At 41.2% G+C, this 18,765-nt stretch carries 13 protein-coding genes; 11 read left to right on the forward strand and 2 right to left on the reverse strand.

Annotated elements, in window-relative coordinates:
• Nucleotides 1–36: 36 nt before the first annotated feature.
• The 6 genes from B9Y69_RS00140 to B9Y69_RS00165 all read left to right on the forward strand — a co-directional run bounded on the left by B9Y69_RS00140 (nt 37) and on the right by B9Y69_RS00165 (nt 7,580).
• On the forward strand, nt 37–438 hold the full coding sequence (locus B9Y69_RS00140) for a hypothetical protein (RefSeq protein ID WP_085471066.1): 402 nt from the start codon (nt 37–39) through the stop codon (nt 436–438).
• A gap of 149 nt (nt 439–587) precedes the next feature.
• The gene (locus B9Y69_RS00145) at nt 588–1,127 is read left to right on the forward strand and encodes an RNA polymerase sigma-70 factor (RefSeq protein WP_085471067.1); all 540 of its coding nucleotides are present in this window, start codon (nt 588–590) and stop codon (nt 1,125–1,127) included.
• A gap of 208 nt (nt 1,128–1,335) precedes the next feature.
• Nucleotides 1,336–2,301 (forward strand): FecR family protein, encoded by a 966-nt coding sequence (locus B9Y69_RS00150; RefSeq protein WP_085471068.1) that lies wholly within the window; start codon nt 1,336–1,338, stop codon nt 2,299–2,301.
• A 108-nt stretch (nt 2,302–2,409) separates the two neighbouring features.
• Entirely contained in the window at nt 2,410–5,073 is a 2,664-nt protein-coding gene (locus B9Y69_RS00155; RefSeq protein WP_085471069.1) for a TonB-dependent receptor, read from the forward strand.
• A gap of 23 nt (nt 5,074–5,096) precedes the next feature.
• Nucleotides 5,097–6,344, forward strand: coding sequence for a DUF4374 domain-containing protein (locus tag B9Y69_RS00160; RefSeq protein WP_085471070.1), 1,248 nt, complete (start codon nt 5,097–5,099; stop codon nt 6,342–6,344).
• A gap of 72 nt (nt 6,345–6,416) precedes the next feature.
• On the forward strand, nt 6,417–7,580 hold the full coding sequence (locus B9Y69_RS00165) for a PepSY-associated TM helix domain-containing protein (protein WP_085471071.1): 1,164 nt from the start codon (nt 6,417–6,419) through the stop codon (nt 7,578–7,580).
• A 145-nt stretch (nt 7,581–7,725) separates the two neighbouring features.
• Here B9Y69_RS00165 and B9Y69_RS00170 read toward each other — a convergent pair whose 3' ends face one another.
• Entirely contained in the window at nt 7,726–8,508 is a 783-nt protein-coding gene (locus tag B9Y69_RS00170) for a DUF5694 domain-containing protein (protein ID WP_085471072.1), read from the reverse strand.
• A 239-nt stretch (nt 8,509–8,747) separates the two neighbouring features.
• Between B9Y69_RS00170 and B9Y69_RS00175 the strand changes: the two genes are divergently transcribed.
• The 3 genes from B9Y69_RS00175 to B9Y69_RS00185 are packed head-to-tail and all read left to right on the forward strand — an operon-like array spanning nt 8,748 to nt 12,771.
• Nucleotides 8,748–10,499, forward strand: a complete 1,752-nt coding sequence (locus B9Y69_RS00175; RefSeq protein WP_085471073.1) for a sensor histidine kinase — start codon at nt 8,748–8,750, stop codon at nt 10,497–10,499.
• A gap of 11 nt (nt 10,500–10,510) precedes the next feature.
• Entirely contained in the window at nt 10,511–11,260 is a 750-nt protein-coding gene (locus B9Y69_RS00180; protein WP_317042121.1) for a LytR/AlgR family response regulator transcription factor, read from the forward strand.
• Nucleotides 11,261–11,262: 2 nt separating this feature from the next.
• Nucleotides 11,263–12,771: a TlpA family protein disulfide reductase gene (locus tag B9Y69_RS00185; RefSeq protein ID WP_085471074.1), complete on the forward strand. Its 1,509-nt coding sequence runs from the start codon at nt 11,263–11,265 to the stop codon at nt 12,769–12,771.
• Nucleotides 12,772–12,908: 137 nt separating this feature from the next.
• On the opposite strand, the gene B9Y69_RS00190 is transcribed toward B9Y69_RS00185, so the two are convergent.
• The gene (locus tag B9Y69_RS00190) at nt 12,909–13,613 is read right to left on the reverse strand and encodes a LytR/AlgR family response regulator transcription factor (protein WP_085471075.1); all 705 of its coding nucleotides are present in this window, start codon (nt 13,611–13,613) and stop codon (nt 12,909–12,911) included.
• Between the two features lie 355 nt (nt 13,614–13,968).
• Between B9Y69_RS00190 and B9Y69_RS00195 the strand changes: the two genes are divergently transcribed.
• Together B9Y69_RS00195 and B9Y69_RS00205 are read left to right on the forward strand one after the other, a co-directional pair.
• A complete protein-coding gene (locus B9Y69_RS00195; protein WP_085471076.1) occupies nt 13,969–15,570 on the forward strand; it encodes a tetratricopeptide repeat protein in 1,602 nt (533 codons plus the stop codon).
• A gap of 401 nt (nt 15,571–15,971) precedes the next feature.
• Complete coding sequence (locus B9Y69_RS00205; RefSeq protein ID WP_085471078.1) at nt 15,972–18,749, forward strand: TonB-dependent receptor; 2,778 nt, start codon at nt 15,972–15,974, stop codon at nt 18,747–18,749.
• Nucleotides 18,750–18,765: the final 16 nt, after the last annotated feature.

Genomic DNA, 18,765 nt, shown 5'->3' on the forward strand with positions numbered 1-18,765 from the left:
ACACCGACGATGGCTTTGTGAACAAAGAAGACACGAATGTATGCAAATCCTACAGACTTTGATGCAACACCAACCATCAATACACGAAAGGGTCCTGACATCGACGTAAAGTCTACCGTGCATGCTCCAAAGAGGAGTGGGGGGGACCTGTTAATACTGCGCGCGACTACGCCGCGGATTAGAAATGCCGCAAAGTGTTCCCGCAATGCTACAAAGTGTGTACGCGATGGAGCAATTGAATACGTCGATGCTATGAAGACGTCCGTCGCTGCCTTGCCGATATCCTTTTTTACTTTAAATATTCTGCTGGATAGTCGGCTATACCTTCATGCCCATGTTTGGGAGAATTACCACATCATGAACGCGGCAAGGAGCGCTTTATACGTTGCGGCCAGAATAACAAAAACACGGTTCTCTTCGTCAATGGCACCAGCTTGAGCTAGGAAAACATATGCAGGTTTCTTCTGTAGAATTTGCTTGTCAAACCCAAAACGATTCCCCTAACAGGAATTCAATTTTATCATCTATTTGTATTAATTCTAAATAGTAATTATCTTTGACCAACCTTTATAGGTTTACCTATACGTTTGGAAACAGGAAATAATATATCAGATTTTCACATCGCTCCTTTGGATGCGGCATCTTTCAAGATGCTCTATCAGTGCTACGCAAAGAAAATGTACCGCATCTGCTACCGGGAACTACAGGAAGAGGAACTATGTGCTGATATCATCCATAACGTATTCCTCTCTGTATGGGAGCGGCGCGAGACACTTATCATGGACAATCCGGAAGCGTTTCTGATTCATGCCGTAAAAATCCAGATCCTAAAATTCTTTCGAGATAACGCCAGTCGTAAATCTCATTTACAAAACTCGTTGCAGGATTATTCCGAAGCGGATACCAGCACACTTCAAGCCATCTATTTCAATAACCTTTCCGAGCGCGTCTATTTGCTGGTCGATAAACTTCCGCCGCAATGCCGCCGTATCTACCTGATGCGGGATCAGGAAGGACTAAATAATACGGAGATTGCCACAGAACTCGGTATCTCTGTAAGCGCCGTGAAACAGCAGATCGGTCTTGCCTTGTCTTTTCTCCGGAAAAACATCGTACGCGAAGTATAACCCCGTCTTTAGTGTAATCTTACCCAGAAATCCACCTTTATTAAAAATAATAAATTGACATTCAGTGTATTGTTGTTTTTTAATTAAAACGACCTGTACCTTTCATGCGGTTATGGAACTGTATATATAACCGGTCTAATTTAGATTGAATAAAATTAAGAAGAGTCACAGAGTACCGTTTTATAAAGAAAGGATTAATTACTAGTAGATGAATATAAGTCCAGAAGAATTTAAGCGCTATGCAAAGGGGGAAGCATCTCCTTTGGAGAAGGGTAAGATCGAATCTTGGCTTAACCAGCAGGAAGATGGTGGAACTGAAGCTACGGGTGAAGACGAGCAACTTGCTGCGGTCTGGCGTAAGCTTTCTGCAACAGCGGGTATAGAAGACGAAATAACAAACATTCGCGGTGGACGATCCTTAAGAAAGGGGAGGTTAATCATGCTGTCCAAAATAGCGGCTTGTTTTGTATTTGCTATGGGTATAGGATGGTTGGTGAAGGATTATTTTATAAAACCGACTGTGCTGGAGGCAGCGCCAATGAAAACAGTGCGTACGGAGGCTGGACAACGGATGAATATAACCTTGCCGGATGGTTCTAAAGTATTGCTAAATGCGGAAAGCGAACTTGAATTTCCAGAAGCCTTTACAGCGGATAATAGACTTGTAACACTCAACGGAGAAGCTTTTTTTGATGTCGCACACGACAAATCGAAACCTTTTATTGTTCATACCGACTCTTCCTATACAAAAGTCTTGGGGACACAATTTAACCTAAGCGCCTATGGAAGCGACGCGAAAGCAGTATTGACCGTTGAACGAGGTAAGGTGATGTTTGGCCGTCATGACAGCAAGGAACAGGTCGTGCTTACGGTCGGTATGCAGGGCACGTTGGCATATAATAAAGGTGTAACCAGTCAAACGGTGCAACCTGAACAAGAAAGTGCGTGGAAAGAACGGGTACTACAATTGTCCAATGAACCGTTGAGCGAGGTCGCAAAAAAGATAGAACGGTGGTATGGTGTTTCTATAAAAATCAAGTCTGAAAACTTAAAATCGCTTACGGTAACGGGAAGTTACAGAGAGAAAAGTTTGGAGCAGGTGTTGAGTAGTCTTGAATTTACGACCGGTTTGAAATACGAAATAAAGGATAAGGTAGTAACGATTACAGAATAATGAAATAACGGTCAAAAAATAAAAAGCCGGTATGCCGTCGTCCAAAACTACATACCGGAGAATGAATGAATCAAATAATAGAGATTAATCCATAATTTTTGTAAAAATATGAAAATATTTTTAACACAGTGTGGCTATATGCGGACACTGTGCATGATATGTTGTGCCTTGATAGGAGGCTTTTTTATACCGATTTTTGCACAAGCGCAAGGTGGAAATACCTTAGAAAAACGAATATCAATTCAGTTTGAAAATATCAAACTTTCAGCAGCCATTTTAGAAATGGGAGAGCGGCTCGATTGCTCTTTTGTTTATAGTAACCAGTTACTCCAAACCGAGAAGCGGGTTAGTAAAAAATATACCAACGAAAAAGTCGCTGATATACTCATGCAGCTTATTGGCCGACGTGATCTTAAATTCAAAGCTTCGGGCAGCCAAATTTTCATCGGTTTAAAATCCAATAAGAAGAAACGCATTTCGGGTGTGGTGACAGCCAACGGTACGCCTGTTCCGGGAGCGGTTGTCGCGATTGCTGAAACGGCAGTGGTGACGGATGCCGATGGTCGCTATCAAATAAAGATAGATGCCGAGGAACAGACTTATCAGGTTCGCGTATCCAGCATCGGATTTAAGCCCTTTGCGAAAATCGTGGAAAGCAAAGGGGAGGGAGACGTTATCCTGAACATGGCGATGGCTATTGATGAGCAGTCTTTGGAAGATGTCATGGTTTTAGGGCAAACGGAGGTACAGAAAATAAAAGATAGCGGTTTCAACCTTAATACCGTTTCGGTGGACAAGTTTAAGAATTCCACGAGAGATGTGAATCAGATATTAAATACAACAACAGGGATTCGTATTCGAGAGTATGGCGGATTGGGTTCTGATTTTAATTTTTCTGTAAACGGGTTATCGGGCAAGGCGGTGCGTTTCTTTGTCGATGGGATCCCTATGGAAAACTATGGTGTGGGGATGACGTTCAATAATTTTCCGGTCAATCTGGCGGAGCGCCTGGATGTCTATAAAGGTGTTGTACCTATTGAGCTGGGAGCAGATGCATTGGGCGGCGCGATTAATATGGTAACCAATAAAGGCACAAAAAGTTATCTCGATGCGAGCTACAGCTACGGTTCTTTTAATACGCATCGTGCTGCGCTCAATACACAGTATGTGAATCAACAAACAGGTTTTCTTTTCAAACTCACATCGTTCTATAATTTTTCAGACAATAACTATTGGATGCACAGCAATCCGAAGTATGATGCATTAATCCAAGTGCCCGACGGTAATGGTAATTTTATCGAGAAGAGTGTCCGACGTTTTCATGACCAGTATCGGTCGGCGATGGCGCAGGGAGAGGTGGGGTATGTAAATAAAAAATGGGCAGATGTTTTGGTTTTGGGGATGCTTTATAATGACCATTACAAAGAGTATCAAACGGGTGCTAGGCAGTCTGCTGTCTATGGCAAGGTCAATCGCAATGGAGATTATTTCATGCCTTCCATTCGTTATAAAAAGACAGACCTCTTTACGAAAGGCTTGTCGGCAACTGCTTTTATGAGTTATGGTGTGGATCGTTATGCGGTGGTCGATACCTCCTCAACCACCTATTGGTGGGATGGCTCGGTGCGTAGTAGCCAAAATAAACACGGAGAAATTGGAGCCTCTACGCCGCAGTCGTTGACGAATTTTCAAAACACCTTTTTCTTGAGTCGTGTCAACCTGATGTATGAGCTTAATGCGAATAATAAAGTTTCGCTAAATCAGAACCATAGTGTGGCGGACCAGAAATCGGATGAGGAGCTTAGCCAAATGCAGTTTACGCCTTCAGGGCAAACAAAATCTATCTGGGGTGCATCCTGGCAGAACAATGCGTTCAATGATAAGTTAAAGACGGAGGTCTTTGCGAAACTGTTCCACTTTGGTTTGAATATCGGGGAAGTGACGAGCGGAAAAAATCAACGTGCTGCACAGAAAAGAGATTATAATAAATATGGCTTGGGTTTGGCGGCGCGTTATGCCGTAACGGCAGATAGCAGAGTTCGTTTTTCTTATGAGCGCGCTTATCGATTGCCGGAACTGTTAGAGGTTTTGGGCGATGGGGTGAATGTGATTCCAAACCCAGATATCAAACCCGAGAGCAGCCACAACCTGAATGTCGGTTTTGATATGACCAAATGGCTGGATAATCATCTCTATAGCCTTGATGTGGCGACTTTCTTCCGCAATTCGAAGGACTTTATCTATTCGCTGCCGGCAGGAAGCACTAGTTCGCAGTTTATGAACGAGGGAAAGGTTCTTGTGTATGGTGGGGAACTGGAAGCACGATACAAATATACCGACCTGTTGGAAGTGACCTTGAACGGTAGTTATCAAAAAACGAAACAGAACCAACAGTATATTTACGGTACGGAAACCCCGCGCGAGACGTATGGCAACATGGTTCCGAACCAACCTTGGTTGTTTGGAAACTTCTTTCTTTCGGTGGGCAAGAACAATTGGTTAGGCAAGGGTACACGCGTGCAGTTCGACTGGTCTACACAATATTTTCATAGCTTTTTCCTGACTTGGGAGGCTTGGGGAAGTTCGCAGTCGCTCAATGTTATTCCGACACAATTGCTGCATAATGCGGGCATCACCTACGCGCTAAAAGATGGTCGATATAATATCGCTGTGGAGTCGAAAAATCTAACCAATGAATTAGCATACGATAATTTCCGATTACAGAAACCGGGACGTTCGTTCAATCTTAAACTACGCTATTACATACATTAAAATATCAATAAACTTTTATTCTTATGCATATCAATACGATTAAAAAAGCCATAGTGCTCGTCACCATGTTCAGCATGGGTTATTCCTTACAGTCCTGTAAGAAAAGCGATTCACCCGACACGCCTGAGCCAGAAACGGAGAAAGTTTTTGCTGTGGGGGGGATGGTGATGGAGCCGGATGGTTCTTATATTTTTCAGACGGGTAACCTGACTGGTGGAGAAATCTCTTTTGTCGGAAAGGGAGCTAATGTGACGAATCAAGAGCCGGGATTTCTTGCTTTTATCACGAAGAGTGGTTTTTATTACTCCTATCTGTCGAGTGAAAATACATTGACTAAATACAGTTACGTTAATCAAACCATGCAGACCGTAAAGGCAATTCCTTTTGTGTTGGAGGATGGTTATCGCTACAATCACCAGTGGATCGATAATAATACATTACTTATTTACGCGTACCAAGGTGATTACAAGATTGTCAATGTGGAGAGCATGACTGTCACCAAAGAAGGTAAGTTTAATCTTCCGACGAAAGCAGGTCTCACTGGTCCTATTGTTGGATTTGCGGAAGTGAAAGACAATAAATTACATGTGGGTTACTGGTATGGTGATGAGAAATATCCAACAGCAGTAGCGCCAGGTAAACAAAATTACGCGACAGGAACGGCTTATTTTGCGGTGTTTGATTACCCTTCATTAAGTAACCCGGTTTATAGCGAAGACAATCGCTCTACAAGTCCGGGTAATGATCGTAATGGGGTCTTGAAGACCTTTACCTACAATGATGATCTGTATATAGTGACTTCACCTTTTGAAATGGTAGCGCAAAACTGGGATAAGCCGCATGGTATCTATCGGATTAAAAAAGGTACTTCTGTGGTGGACCCTACTTACTTCTTAAACCTGTCGGAAAAGTTAAATGGTGATGTTGTATTGGGTGGAGGATATGCTGGTAATGGAAAGCTATTGATTCGTAGAATCCGTATGGATTTGGCGTTGACTTGGGGATCGTATGGCTTTGCTAATGTGCAGGAGTTTCATGTGGTTGATATGGCTTCGGGAAGTATTACAAAGCTTAATGTACCATTGGCAAAAAGTCAACCGACAGCTCCAAATATCCTAGCAGATGAAGGTAAGGTGTATTTCCCGGTGAATACGAAAGATATCGATGGTAATTTCTTCTTGTATAACTACGATAGCACGACGGGGTTAGTGAATAAAGGTGTGCAGATCAAGGATGTGGATGCGGTAAACGGTTTATTCCGCCTGAAGTAAAAGACCTAACTACATAACAGACAGGAAGGGGGCATTTTAAGTCCCCTTCCCTTTGATACCTTTTTTCTAACGATGACAAAATCAAAAAAATCACTTTTCAGAAAAATCAGTAACTGGTTACATCTGTGGCTGGGACTGCTCTCTGGTATTGTTGTATTTGTAGTGTGTTTCACGGCTGCAATCTGGGTGTTTCGGGACGAGGTTGAATTGTTCTTTACTCCGGGACAATCCGTTAAAGTGGAACAAGGGGAGGTACTAAAACCATCCGAATTACTAGTACAAGTGAAGTCGACACTCCAGGATATCCCTGCCGTCACGGATGGTGGTTTTTATAGTATCGCATACCGCGGCCCAGAAAAAAGTAGCGTAATAAGTTATATGACGCCTCAAGATGAGAACTATCATGAGCTGTTTGTTAATCCCTATACTGGCGCAATTTTGTACCACCGAGTCAATGAAGATACCGTCACGATTTTTCATGATTTCTTACGTGCCGGTCATCGCTTTTTTTGGTTTCCACGACCATTCGGCAGTTACTTTGTGGGGGCTAGCTGTATTATCTTTTTGATTACGTTGATCACCGGACTCATTTGGTGGTATCCATCGAAATGGAATAAATCGACGCGCAATAAAAGTTTCAAAATTAAGTGGAATGCCAATTGGAAGCGCATCAATATCGACCTGCATAATGTGTTGGGCTTTTACACCTTGATTTTTACGGTGATCCTCACTGTAACGGGAGTGGTTTTTACATTTAGTTGGTTCGATAGTGGTTATCATTGGTTGGTCACGGGAGGGAAACCCCGTATGGAACATCCTACAAAAGGGAGTTCAGATACAACGATTACGACATCGGTTTACAAGCATGCGGATGATGAGATATGGGCCCGCTATAAACAGCATTTGAAAATGCGTATTACATATCCTCAGAACAAGGAAGATGTGTATGCTATTTATATCGATCCGACCTCCGGACACAATGATATTACCACGTGGTTTTCTTTTGATCAAAAGACCCTGAAGCAGGTAGGTGGAATGGCTAATCTAGATCACTATTCTTTTGGACAAAAGGTCTACAAAGCGAATTTTGATATCCATGTCGGAACAATTGGTGGTCTTACTACTAAGATTATTGCTTCGATTGCTTCGCTTGTCGGGGCTTCTTTGCCGGTAACTGGTTTTATAATTTGGTACAACCGAAAATGGGGAAAGAAAGGGAAAAAGAAACAGAAATAAAAAGGCTTCTACTTGCTATCATATGAAGTCTGTCTGCGGTAAGCAGGTCTGTCGAAGCGTTACCGTAGGATAAATAATACTTTTGGAAATAAATTGTATGTTTCGACAGGCTCAACATAACAATTTATTTCCTTTTTAGCCTTTTTTATTTTAAATATTCTGCTACATCTTTAAGCTCGTATTTAGGGCTTCGCTTCATGAATTCGGTAAGAAAAGCCGTATGTGTGGCGCCCAGGATAACAAGAACGCGGTCTTCTTTTGTTAGTGGCACCTGATTGAGGTTTGAAAACATACGGAGGTTTCTTCTGTAGAATTTGCTTGCTTCATCAGCCCCCTCAAAGTTACCTTGGGTACTGTTGTATGTTAGAATATCGGCATTGATATTGATAAAATTCTCTAACGACTCTTTTTTGTTGAAAAACTTTAGTTTGTTCGAGATTGATAGTTTTTCAAGCTGCGCAAACTCCTTCAATAGGCTTTCCGTATAATGCTTTGAAGTTAGGCTATCTACTTGATTTTCCAGCTCTCTTCCAATGTTGTAATTGTAAGCCGCGGTTTCTTGTTCGTCAATTCCGTAAGTTCTTTTTACGCCTGCCAATTTACCGGCCTCGTAAGCAAGTAGAGCGATTTCACCACCAAATTTGACCTTATAATTGTTGTCTTTTAGGAAGTTGTTGTAATCGATGTTCAATTCATCATTCTTTACAGGCAACACTTCTACACAGATTACTGTGGGTTTAAATTCAGCCAACATTTTCGCAATTTCGAATGTCTCTTGTTTGCTCTTGTTATCTTTTTGGTCAAACTTTACAGCATGTGCATCTGGGGTATACGACATGTGAAAAGTAGCAAAATTTAAGACTTCGATTTTTTGTGCAAAAAGGTGTCCTGACATTAATAGGCCCAAGGCTAGTAGTATATTCTTCATTTATTTTATTGTTTTCGATTGTCACACCTGTTTATCCAGGTACGCATTACGGCGGCTCAAATATCTATAATTTCTAGATCATTTCGAGTGAAAAAACTAAACCCCTTGATCTTTTGTTTATGGTACTATTTTTAAAAAATCGGTACATTTTCCCGAATTCTAGACCAAAGCAACCAAATCCTAATTCTTGTTTTCGTATATCGTAAGAATTGGTCATTTTAGTCCCTGTAAACTTTAATATGAAAAGATACCTACAGGCTTTATGGCTACTGCTTTGTGCTTTATCATCAACGGCACAAAACTCAATGGGAGAAGACTACTATTGGGGAAACAATTTTCATTTCGAAGCAGTAAATACGGATCAACGGATGATGGTGAGACAACCTGCTAGCTATGCATGTGGCGATTCCGCACTGTATCGAATATTTGATTCGTTCGATAATTCAACCTTCTTACCAGGGAAGAGTTTAAACATCGTACCCAAGAGTTCCATCATGTTGGGCATTAAGTTACATCCGAAATTGAAAAACTACTTTTCGGCGGAGGTGCAAAATTTCTCCAAAAAATATAACAGCTATCTTATCCCAGACTCTTCCGATGCAACGCTTGTAGCAATGGGAATCAATGAGTCTAATATTCACGACTATAGATATCGTGTTGTTGAAAATGACAGTATTGAACGGGTTAAATGGTCACCTATACCAAAGCTAGAACAAAAATATGGCGCGAAGAAACCTTATGGCGCGATCGGTACTTTTAACTACCCGGGAAAGCAGATTTTGGTGGAGGTAGCACACAAAGATAAACTCCATATCCGTGATGGTTACATCATGGACTGGAGACAGCGTTACAGGCCCGAGCTGAAACAGATTATTGTTCACGGTACGAGTAAGTATGGCTATTATAATCTCCGTTACGATTCCTTAAACAATGGCTTTGCTAGTAAATTTGATCCTGCAACAGGCGTGCCATTAGATTGGAAATTCCCGAAGGATAGTGTGACCGAGTTTTCTCTAGAATTTAATAACCACGAGACTACGCCATATTCGATTTATCTGATCAAAACAATTGCAGGAAAGACGGATACTACACGCATCGAATGGTGGCTTCAAGAAACAAAATATAGTGTCGCTGAGGAACATCTCGCACAAGTCGGAAAATATGAGTTAATTATTCAGCAAACCGGTAAGTTCGGTAAGTTCCCTGATGCAGAAATGCTACGGATACCGTATGAAGTCCTCGAACCTAAGGTACTGGAAAAGAAATATGCACTCAACAAAATATTGCCTTATGTGTTTGGAACATTGGTTATTCTTGGGCTTGGTTTTTTCCTATATCGGAGTCAAACCAGGCGTCGGATACGAAAATTGGAAGATCAGAAACAACGGGTGGCCGTACAGCTGAAGGGCATTCAGGTGCAGCTGAATCCTCACTTTATGTTTAATGCGATAAATTCCATCCAGAACTTGATACAAAAACATCAGGTGGACGATGCCAATCATTACTTAAACCGTTTTGCCTCCCTGACACGCGCCGCATTGGAATTTGCTGAACAGGAAATGATTAGTTTGTCGGATGAAATAAAGCTCTTGGATGATTACCTGCAAATGGAACAGTTACGCTATGGTTTTCACTACGAGATCGAGAATGCGATTGTGGCACATCCGGATTTGATTGAAATTCCTACCATGATGCTACAGCCATTTGTTGAAAATGCAATCAAACATGGTATTGCTGATCTGTACGAGAAAGGAAAAATCAGTGTGCGCTTTGCCAATAATCAAGGTAACCTTTGTATAGAGATTAAGGATAATGGAAAAGGTTTTAATATGAACGAACTAGACTCCGCAGCAGGCTACGGTATGCGCCTAAGCAAAGAGCGAATCGTATTGCTGAATAAAGCATATCCTGAAAATAGCTTTGCGCTAAAGATCTCTTCCGATGGGAATGGAACAAGCGTACAAATACAAGTAGATAACTGGATCCAATAATAGCTTACCCTATGATGACCTCTATCATTGTTGACGACGAGTTGAATAATATCGAAGTACTGCAACAGTACCTTCAGGAACACCTGCCGAATGTTCAGGTGCTGGCGCATGCCCAGTCGGTGGACGAAGCTAAAAAACTGATACAAAATCATCAGCCAGATCTCCTTTTTCTGGATATTCAAATGCCGAACAAAAATGGATTTGACCTCCTTAAAGAGTTGCCACATATTGATTTTGAAGTGATATTTATTACAGCATTTGATCAATACGGTATTCAAGCAATTAAATTTTCCGCTTTGGATTATCTGTTGAAACCGTTGGATGTGACGGAACTTATTCAGGCAGTACATAAGGCGGAACGCCGCATCACGTCTAAAAAGTATAATAAGGGAATTGATAATCTACTGGAAAATATCAAACAAACAGCGCCGGTTGATGATCCGCGGATTGCATTACCGACGCTCCAGGAAACACACTATGTTAATATCTCAAAAATCGTCCGTTGTCAAGCAGAAGATAATTATACCCATATCTGGTTAGATAGTGGTGCGCCTATTTTGGTAAGTAAAACCCTTAAGGTGTTTGTCGAGTTGCTCAGTCCACATCATTTTATTCGTACGCATCAGTCTCATTTGGTCAATAAAAAATACATCAAAAGTTTTCTGAAAGAAGATGGAGGAGCGCTTTTGATGCTGGATAATACCCGAGTTCCAATTTCTCGACAACGAAAAGAATCTGTAAAAAAATATTTAAACAATTAATTATGAGAATTATTGCTTTTATTTTAAATGTGCTGCTATGCACTTCTCTTTTTGCACAGCAGCTGGATGGACCTTACACAGATCCGAGCTATGTCTTTCATGGAAAGCAGGCTGTCATCCGAGGAAAAATTCTTCACGCTACTGCCGAAGAGTTACAGCAGTTGAGTATTAATTATACAACGGTGAATCCAACAGAACCTACACAGACGCCACATACTGTCAAACCACAGAAAGATGGTACGTTTGAGATCCGTTTGCTGGATAAAACACCATATCGCCAGATCTGGTTTAAATTTGATAAATATGCGTATACCTGCCTATACAGCCATGAAGAACTTACCTTGACCTTCGATATGGAAAAACTTAAGAAAGCATCGGTGTACTTAACAGGGGAGGGCTTGTCTTTCGCGGGGAAAGATGGTAAGCTAAATCAGACGATGAATGATTATATAGTTTATGACAAGAAACACAATTCTGATTTTTATAAGAAGATTGATGAAATTGAGGCGGATCAGGTTAATTATCTATCCAAGTTGGATTCCTTGTATAAAATTCAGCGACGTGTTGATCAGGACTTTTTGGCTACAGTCGGTGGACAGTTTGCTCGTTTTATCACCAGTGAGACAGATTTGCAGTACATGGAAAGTAAGCTTCTGTACTTTTACAGGAAGGGGGAACGCCTGGCCGACTTACAAGATCTTTTAGTTCCGGCCTACGCGGTCTCCAATAATTCTACGGCTTATTTTCGCTGGTTGCAGAACTATGCCATACGGTTTTATCAAGATCCGCAGAAACAACGTGGAGACAACAAAGCTGCGTTAATTGCTCTGGATTCGGTTTTGCCGCAGCCGTACGCAGATTTGGCTAAAGCGATGATGGACGATAAGGATTTAAAGGAACAAAATAATATTTATGGTCTTGTGATTCCTACGATGTCGACCGTTTGGGTTAAAGATTATTTACAAATGCAAGAACAAGAAATAGGAGATAAGCTCGCCAAATTAGAGGAACTAAAAAAACGTTCGACCATGCCTTTGGGGGCATCTACTTTTGGAGAGCCTAAGATGAAAACGACCTTTGATGCGTCCCTTTATTTAAATAAGTACGAAACAGCGGAAGATCTGCTGGTGAATTTAAAATCGCAGTATAAAGATCAATTAGTGATCATCGATATCTGGGGGACATGGTGTGCCCCATGTTTAGCGCAGATGCCTTACAGCAAAACGCTGCATGAGCAGGTTAAAAAGGACAGTTTGGATGTGAAGTTTGTGTATTTGTGTACGGAAGGCGGATCGAGTGAGGAAAAATGGACGAATAAAGTGTTGGAGCTCCAGCAGCCTGGGACGCATATTTTCGTGCAACAGCCAATAATAGATGAGTTGTTCAAGATGTTTAATCGATCTGGATATCCAACATATGTCGCTATAAAGCCTAATGGTGAGATAGATACGAAAGCGATTTCGTGGATACATAATGTTAACGTGGATAAACTTAAGGCATTGATGCAGTAAAGGAATGGTTATCCTAATTCTTGCGTACATAAAATAGATCCTGTATACTGATTCTTGTATATGGGACGCATAGACTAGGATTCGAAATTAAGAATGGAATGGTAACAGCTGGGCATGTGTTGTTGGTCGGGATAAGGCTACTGCACGATTATGCCCAGCTTTTTAAAAAGGTCTACTTTATAACGTGCACCTATCGGGATAGCGACCACAGTTCCTTTCATCTTGATTGTGTTTCCTTTGACTTGATCTGCAAAATCTAAGTTCACAATAAAGGACTTATGGACGCGGATAAATTGGGGCACATCAAGTAGAGACTCTTCTAAATTCATTAGTTTTTGCCAAACATAGTATACCTTTTCTTTTGTAAAGATGTATGCATAGTCTTTATCTCCCTTTATATAATGGATTTCGTCGTATGCGGTGATGTATCGGGAATTTTTTTCTTTTATGATCATGTAATTCCGAGACATTGCACTGGCTTTTAGGGAGTCTAAGAAAAAATGTGCTTTGTTGATCGTTTTAATCAGCCGATCAATATCGACAGGTTTAAGGATATAATCGAATATATTCAGTTCGTAACCTTCAACCGCATATTTTGCATCGGCAGTCACAAAAACGAACAAAGGGGGATTTTGTAAGCTTTTAAAAAAGCTAATCCCATCAATCTCGGGTATTTGGATATCGCAGAAGACCAAATGTATCTCTTCTGAATTGATTGTTCGTAAAGCATCAAATGCATTGCTGTATACGCCCATGATTTTCACACCATGGATTTTTCCCAAATCCGATGTTAATTTTTCTTTCGCTAATTTCTCATTGTCAACTGTAATGCATTTAATCATCGTATAATGGTGGTTTTTTCCATGTCTTTTAGGTATTTCTTATGTTTCTTTTTTCATGTGGAGGTGTTAGAATAGTGTGTTAAAAGGTGTATTGTGAACTTTAATTTAGCTTATAATTTCGTTTAAACAAAATATTTCAAAATATAAATCTGTTTTTATCTATATTTTCTGTTTGTAAATTTGCCTACGACCCTTCTGTTACTGCCTTTTCCTGATGTAGAAAATATGATGACTCTTGACCGATGGAATTCCGTGTATTAGTGAAAATAATATCGTGGGAACTGCCACATCACTACACACTTAATATTAACTTAATAGTGTATCATTTACTTTGTGTTAATTAATAAGTCGTTGTATGTTTCGAGTTTTTTGTTTTTGTTGCTTGGTCATTGTCGGGAATTTGGTTTACGGTCAAGCGGAGGAGTTGGCAAAGCTGCAAGCGCTAGCTTCACAACAACCGGATACGGCGTTGCGTTCCTTGCGGGAGCTGTACACGAAATCTAGGAAGGAAGATCATCCATTGTTGGAAGGCGAATATTTACAGGCTATGGGCGAGATCTGCTTCCATCAAGGGCACTATCAGCAAGCAATGGAGTTTTACTTCGAAGCAGAAAAAGCATTTGAGAAAGCTGGGAATACAGATTTCTTAGCCGAGAATTATGGTAAGATGGGTACGCTTTATTTTTACAATAAACAACAAGATAAAGCACAGCAGCTATTCGCTAAGGCCTTGACATTGTATCAAAAAAATAAAAACGGAGAAGGGGAGGCACGCATTTTAGGAAGTATAGGGCAGGTCTATGAAAAGCGACAGCTTTATGATAGTGCTTTCTATTACCAGAAGATGGCCTTAAGTAAATTTCAGCACAGCAATAATAAGACAGGCGCTGCCAAGATATATGAAAATTTGGGGAGCATTTACGAGGACTTGGAGCGCTATGATGATGCTTTGGAGCACTTTAATCAGTCTTTGAATCTCTATCGTGCAGATAAAAATGAAATCGGGACAATTGAGGTGATTAACAACTTAGGCGATATTTTACGTAAGACAGGACAATATAGGGCTAGTATTGCTAAGACAAAAGAAGCTTTATTGTTGGCGGAAAAGACGAAGAATACATACCAGAAGGCATCGGCCACCAAAGATTTAGGGAAAACATATGGTCTGATGCAGCAACTGGATAGCGCGTATCATTATGCAGAACTTAGTCGAACCTATAGCCTGGAAGTTTATTCACAGGATGTCTTGAAGCAAACGTCGTTTCTTCAGGTTCTGTATGATATGAATAAGCAATCCGATGAGATTGTGCGACTGCATGGAATTCGCAAGGTAAATCGTGTGATGATAATTGCATCGGCTGTCGGGGCTTTTCTTCTTATAGGGTTGATTTTGGTTATTGTCAGTAGACAACGTCTTAAGATTCGGGATCAAAAAAACACGGCAGAAAAGCAAAAAGCGGAGCATGCTCTGGTGCAAGTACAGTTAGAAAAGAAGGTGTTGGAGGAGGAACTATTGAAGGAGCAGTTGGTGGTGAAAGGACGAGAACTATCCACGCACACCTTAAACCTGATAAAAAATAAACAGTTTTTGGAGCAGTTGCGGATAGATCTTCTTGCCATGGTTAAAGACGAGCGGCGTGATCAAAAGAAACAAATCCAACAGTTGGTTCAGGAGATCGATAATTCCTTTGGTGAAGAACAACATTGGAAGGAATTTGCACAGGCTTTTGAGCAAGTTCATCAGCAGTTTTTTGAAAAGCTGAAGAGCCATAGTGCAGACCTAACAGCAGCTGATCTACGCTTAATTGCACTTATGAAAATGAATTTAAACTCGGCGGAGATAGCCGTAATGCTCGGAATATCGACCGATAGCCTGCGGGTTGCTCGGTACCGCTTACGCAAGAAGCTCCAAATGGAGCAAGGCGATAACCTAACCTTTTTTATTCAGTCGCTTTAATTGTTACCGAGGCAGGCACTTTGACTAAGCTGCATACGCTAGTCAGGTTCACTGTCACAAAGCTTGACAAGCTTGCTAGCGCGAGCCTTCGGCTCGTGTTTACCTTCAAAACATTACCAAATACCAGCGAGCTCTTCAGTCTAGGCATGACAGACTCGACGATTAGCTATTCGAACAAACTAACGACTTAATATTAGCTTAATGTAATGATGATGTAACGGTAATGGCGTTTTTGTGATATTGTAAATATTTTATTTTCAGTTGTTTGTGTGTTTTTGTTGCTGTTTTGTTTACGCTGTTTGTAACGCTGTTGCCTTCCTGTAACGGCAAAAATTCTTCCACTTTCAAATGTTTTTTCACTTTTGTTTCGTCGTTTAAATAGACCATTATTCGTAAAAGCAATGAAGAAATTATTTGCAATTTTAATCCCATTATTTTTTTGTGCAAGCCTGGCGCATGCGACAAAAATAAAAGGTAAGGTTTTCGATAAACTAAGCGGTGAGGCTCTGGTTGGAGCAACCATAGTTTTAGAGAAAAGTGGTAAATCCGCAAGCACAGGCCTGGATGGATCGTTCGAGATCAAAGGCCTGTCCGCAGGGAAAGAAACGGTACAGGTTTCCTACCTAAATTATGAAAGTATCGTGCAAGAGGTTGAGGTGTTGAAGGAAGATACACCGCCATTAGCTTTCTACCTGCTCTCGAAATCTATTCAATTGATGGAGGTATCCATTAAAAGTAAAGGAGCTGGATCGAGTGACGGAGAAGCGCGTCGGATCGAGCAGAATGCTTCGCAGGTGATGAACATTATTTCGGGCAAAGCCATTGAGCTATCCCCCGACTTAACAGTAGCCAATGTTATGCAACGTGTATCGGGTGTTTCTTTAGAACGAAACAGCAACGGGGATGGACAATATGCTATTCTCCGCGGTATGGATAAGCGCTACAATTATACCCTTGTCAATGGCGTAAAGCTACCCTCTCCCGATAACAAATATCGTTATATCCCGCTGGACATCTTTCCTTCGGATTTACTTGAACGATTAGAGGTATACAAAAGCTTGACTCCCAATATGGAGGGAGATGCCATTGGCGGAGCTGTGAATATGATCATGAAAAATGCACCCGAAAAACTGCAAATCAATGCTAATTTATCGACCGGATATAACCAGTTGTTCTTTGATCATAAATTTACGTCCTTTAATAACAGCGGGATACAATCCAAATCGCCTTATGAACTGAACGGACGTGATTACAAAGCTACGCAGGCAGATTTTAGCAAAGGAACATTAGACTATACAAGCAAGCATCCTGCTCCCAATATTTTGAGTAGTCTATCGATCGGTCAACGCTTCCTTCAGAATAAATTAGGGGTTATCGTTGCCGGAAGTTATCAAAATACATTCCGCGGCAGTACGAGTGCTTTCTATAACAATGCTGTTAATGGAACTGACGCCTATGCCGTCATTACCAATAAAGTAGAACGTCAATATTCCGAACAACAAAAGCGGTTAGGACTACACTCCAAAGTAGATTACGTATTGGATAAGAACAATAAGTTCAGTTTCTACAATATGTATGTGAATTTGGTCAACGAACAAGTTCGCGAAGCCATCACGACGACATACAACAGTGAGTACAAACCTGAAATAGGGAAAGCAGAATTGGTGTACCAAACACGGAGCCGCAAGACAGACCAAAAAATATACAATGGGACGTTGCAAGGTACCCACAGTTTGTTGGACGATAAATTCAGCATTCGTTGGGCAGCGGTATATTCATCGGCGCTGAATGATGTCCCACAGAATACCCAAATAAGTTTAAACGGACTGGAAGAAAACTACCAACGCCGTAGAACGACCTTGGTCAATACTGCGCCAGTCAGCTACCGTTGGGAACGCAATACCGATGATGATAAAGCGGCATATTGGGATTTAAAATATAAGTTTGATGTTCGCGATGCCAAGTTAGAGCTTTCTACTGGAGGTGTGTACCGCGATAAGCAACGCAGCAGTTTTTACAACAATTACACATTAGCCCCGTCAGAATCCGATATCGGTAAAGTATATGGCGTAGATTACCAGAACTATACCGAATTAAACCTCCGTGTAACCAATCCGACAGGAGCCGTAAGCAATCCGTTAACCTACGATGCGAGCGAAAAGACGACGGCGGTCTATGCGATGTTCAATTACCAGGCGGAACGTATACAAGCTATCGGAGGTGCGCGGATGGAACATAATAATCAAGGCTATAATTTATTGTTTCCGGCAGGAGAGAATGCGCCGGTTGGGAGTCAGGTCCACACGGATATCTTGCCGAGTTTAACGCTTAAGTATTTGTTCGATAGTAAGTCGCAATTACATGCCTCGTACGCAAAATCATTGAATCGCCCTGGTTTCTATGAACTGGTGCCAAGTAAAGTGGTCAACGAAGAATATCAAGAACGCGGAAATCCGAACTTGAAACGTGCGTTGGCCGATAATTTTGATTTACGCTATGAGCTCTTTCCTGGTGCATCGGAGCAATTTTTAGTGGGTGTGTTCTACAAAAAAATCAAAAATCCGATTGAGTATACCTTTCAGGCTGATGCCACACGCGGACAAGATATTTACTACAGCCCCGGTAATTTCGGTAATGCAAAAAACTATGGTGCTGAAATCGATTATATCAAATACGTCAATAAGTTTGGGGTAAAAGCCAACTATACCTATACACATTCGCGGATTACAACACCCAAGACACAACGTCGCATAAACCCGGAGTCGGGCGATATCGAGCCTATTTTGGTCGATCAAACGCGTCCTTTATTTGGACAGTCGGAACATATTGCTAACCTAGCCTTGTTGTTTAAGGATACCAAGACGGGGTGGGATGCACAGGTAGCGGGCGCATATACCGGCCCCCGCATCAATACGGTATCGCAGTTCCTCAACAATGATCTTTGGCAAAAGGGATTTATCCAAATGGATTTTTCAGCGGAGAAGCGTTTCAGTCATGGCTTGACGGTGTTTGTGAAGGCCAATAATATATTGAATACTCCGATGAAGTTATTTATTAAAGGAACGAACCCAGAGAATGAGAAGATTGCAGAAAACTTGGTTTCTAATGGACAAACATTGATTCGTAGCGACTATTACGGTCAGAGTTATTTGGTCGGTCTTCGCTATAAATTAAATTAATTCTTTGCGTACACAT

It is taken from the genome of Sphingobacterium psychroaquaticum (assembly GCF_900177625.1).
Classification (GTDB): Bacteria; Bacteroidota; Bacteroidia; order Sphingobacteriales; family Sphingobacteriaceae; genus Sphingobacterium; species Sphingobacterium psychroaquaticum.

Coding starts and splice junctions, on each gene's coding strand:
- B9Y69_RS00165 (WP_085471071.1), top strand. CDS start 6,417: ATGACAAAATCAAAAAAATCACTTTTCAGAAAAATCAGTAACTGGTTA.
- B9Y69_RS00175 (WP_085471073.1), top strand. CDS start 8,748: ATGAAAAGATACCTACAGGCTTTATGGCTACTGCTTTGTGCTTTATCA.
- B9Y69_RS00140 (WP_085471066.1), top strand. CDS start 37: ATGTATGCAAATCCTACAGACTTTGATGCAACACCAACCATCAATACA.
- B9Y69_RS00205 (WP_085471078.1), top strand. CDS start 15,972: ATGAAGAAATTATTTGCAATTTTAATCCCATTATTTTTTTGTGCAAGC.
- B9Y69_RS00185 (WP_085471074.1), top strand. CDS start 11,263: ATGAGAATTATTGCTTTTATTTTAAATGTGCTGCTATGCACTTCTCTT.
- B9Y69_RS00160 (WP_085471070.1), top strand. CDS start 5,097: ATGCATATCAATACGATTAAAAAAGCCATAGTGCTCGTCACCATGTTC.
- B9Y69_RS00155 (WP_085471069.1), top strand. CDS start 2,410: ATGAAAATATTTTTAACACAGTGTGGCTATATGCGGACACTGTGCATG.
- B9Y69_RS00195 (WP_085471076.1), top strand. CDS start 13,969: ATGTTTCGAGTTTTTTGTTTTTGTTGCTTGGTCATTGTCGGGAATTTG.
- B9Y69_RS00190 (WP_085471075.1), bottom strand. CDS start 13,613: ATGATTAAATGCATTACAGTTGACAATGAGAAATTAGCGAAAGAAAAA.
- B9Y69_RS00180 (WP_317042121.1), top strand. CDS start 10,511: ATGATGACCTCTATCATTGTTGACGACGAGTTGAATAATATCGAAGTA.
- B9Y69_RS00170 (WP_085471072.1), bottom strand. CDS start 8,508: ATGAAGAATATACTACTAGCCTTGGGCCTATTAATGTCAGGACACCTT.
- B9Y69_RS00150 (WP_085471068.1), top strand. CDS start 1,336: ATGAATATAAGTCCAGAAGAATTTAAGCGCTATGCAAAGGGGGAAGCA.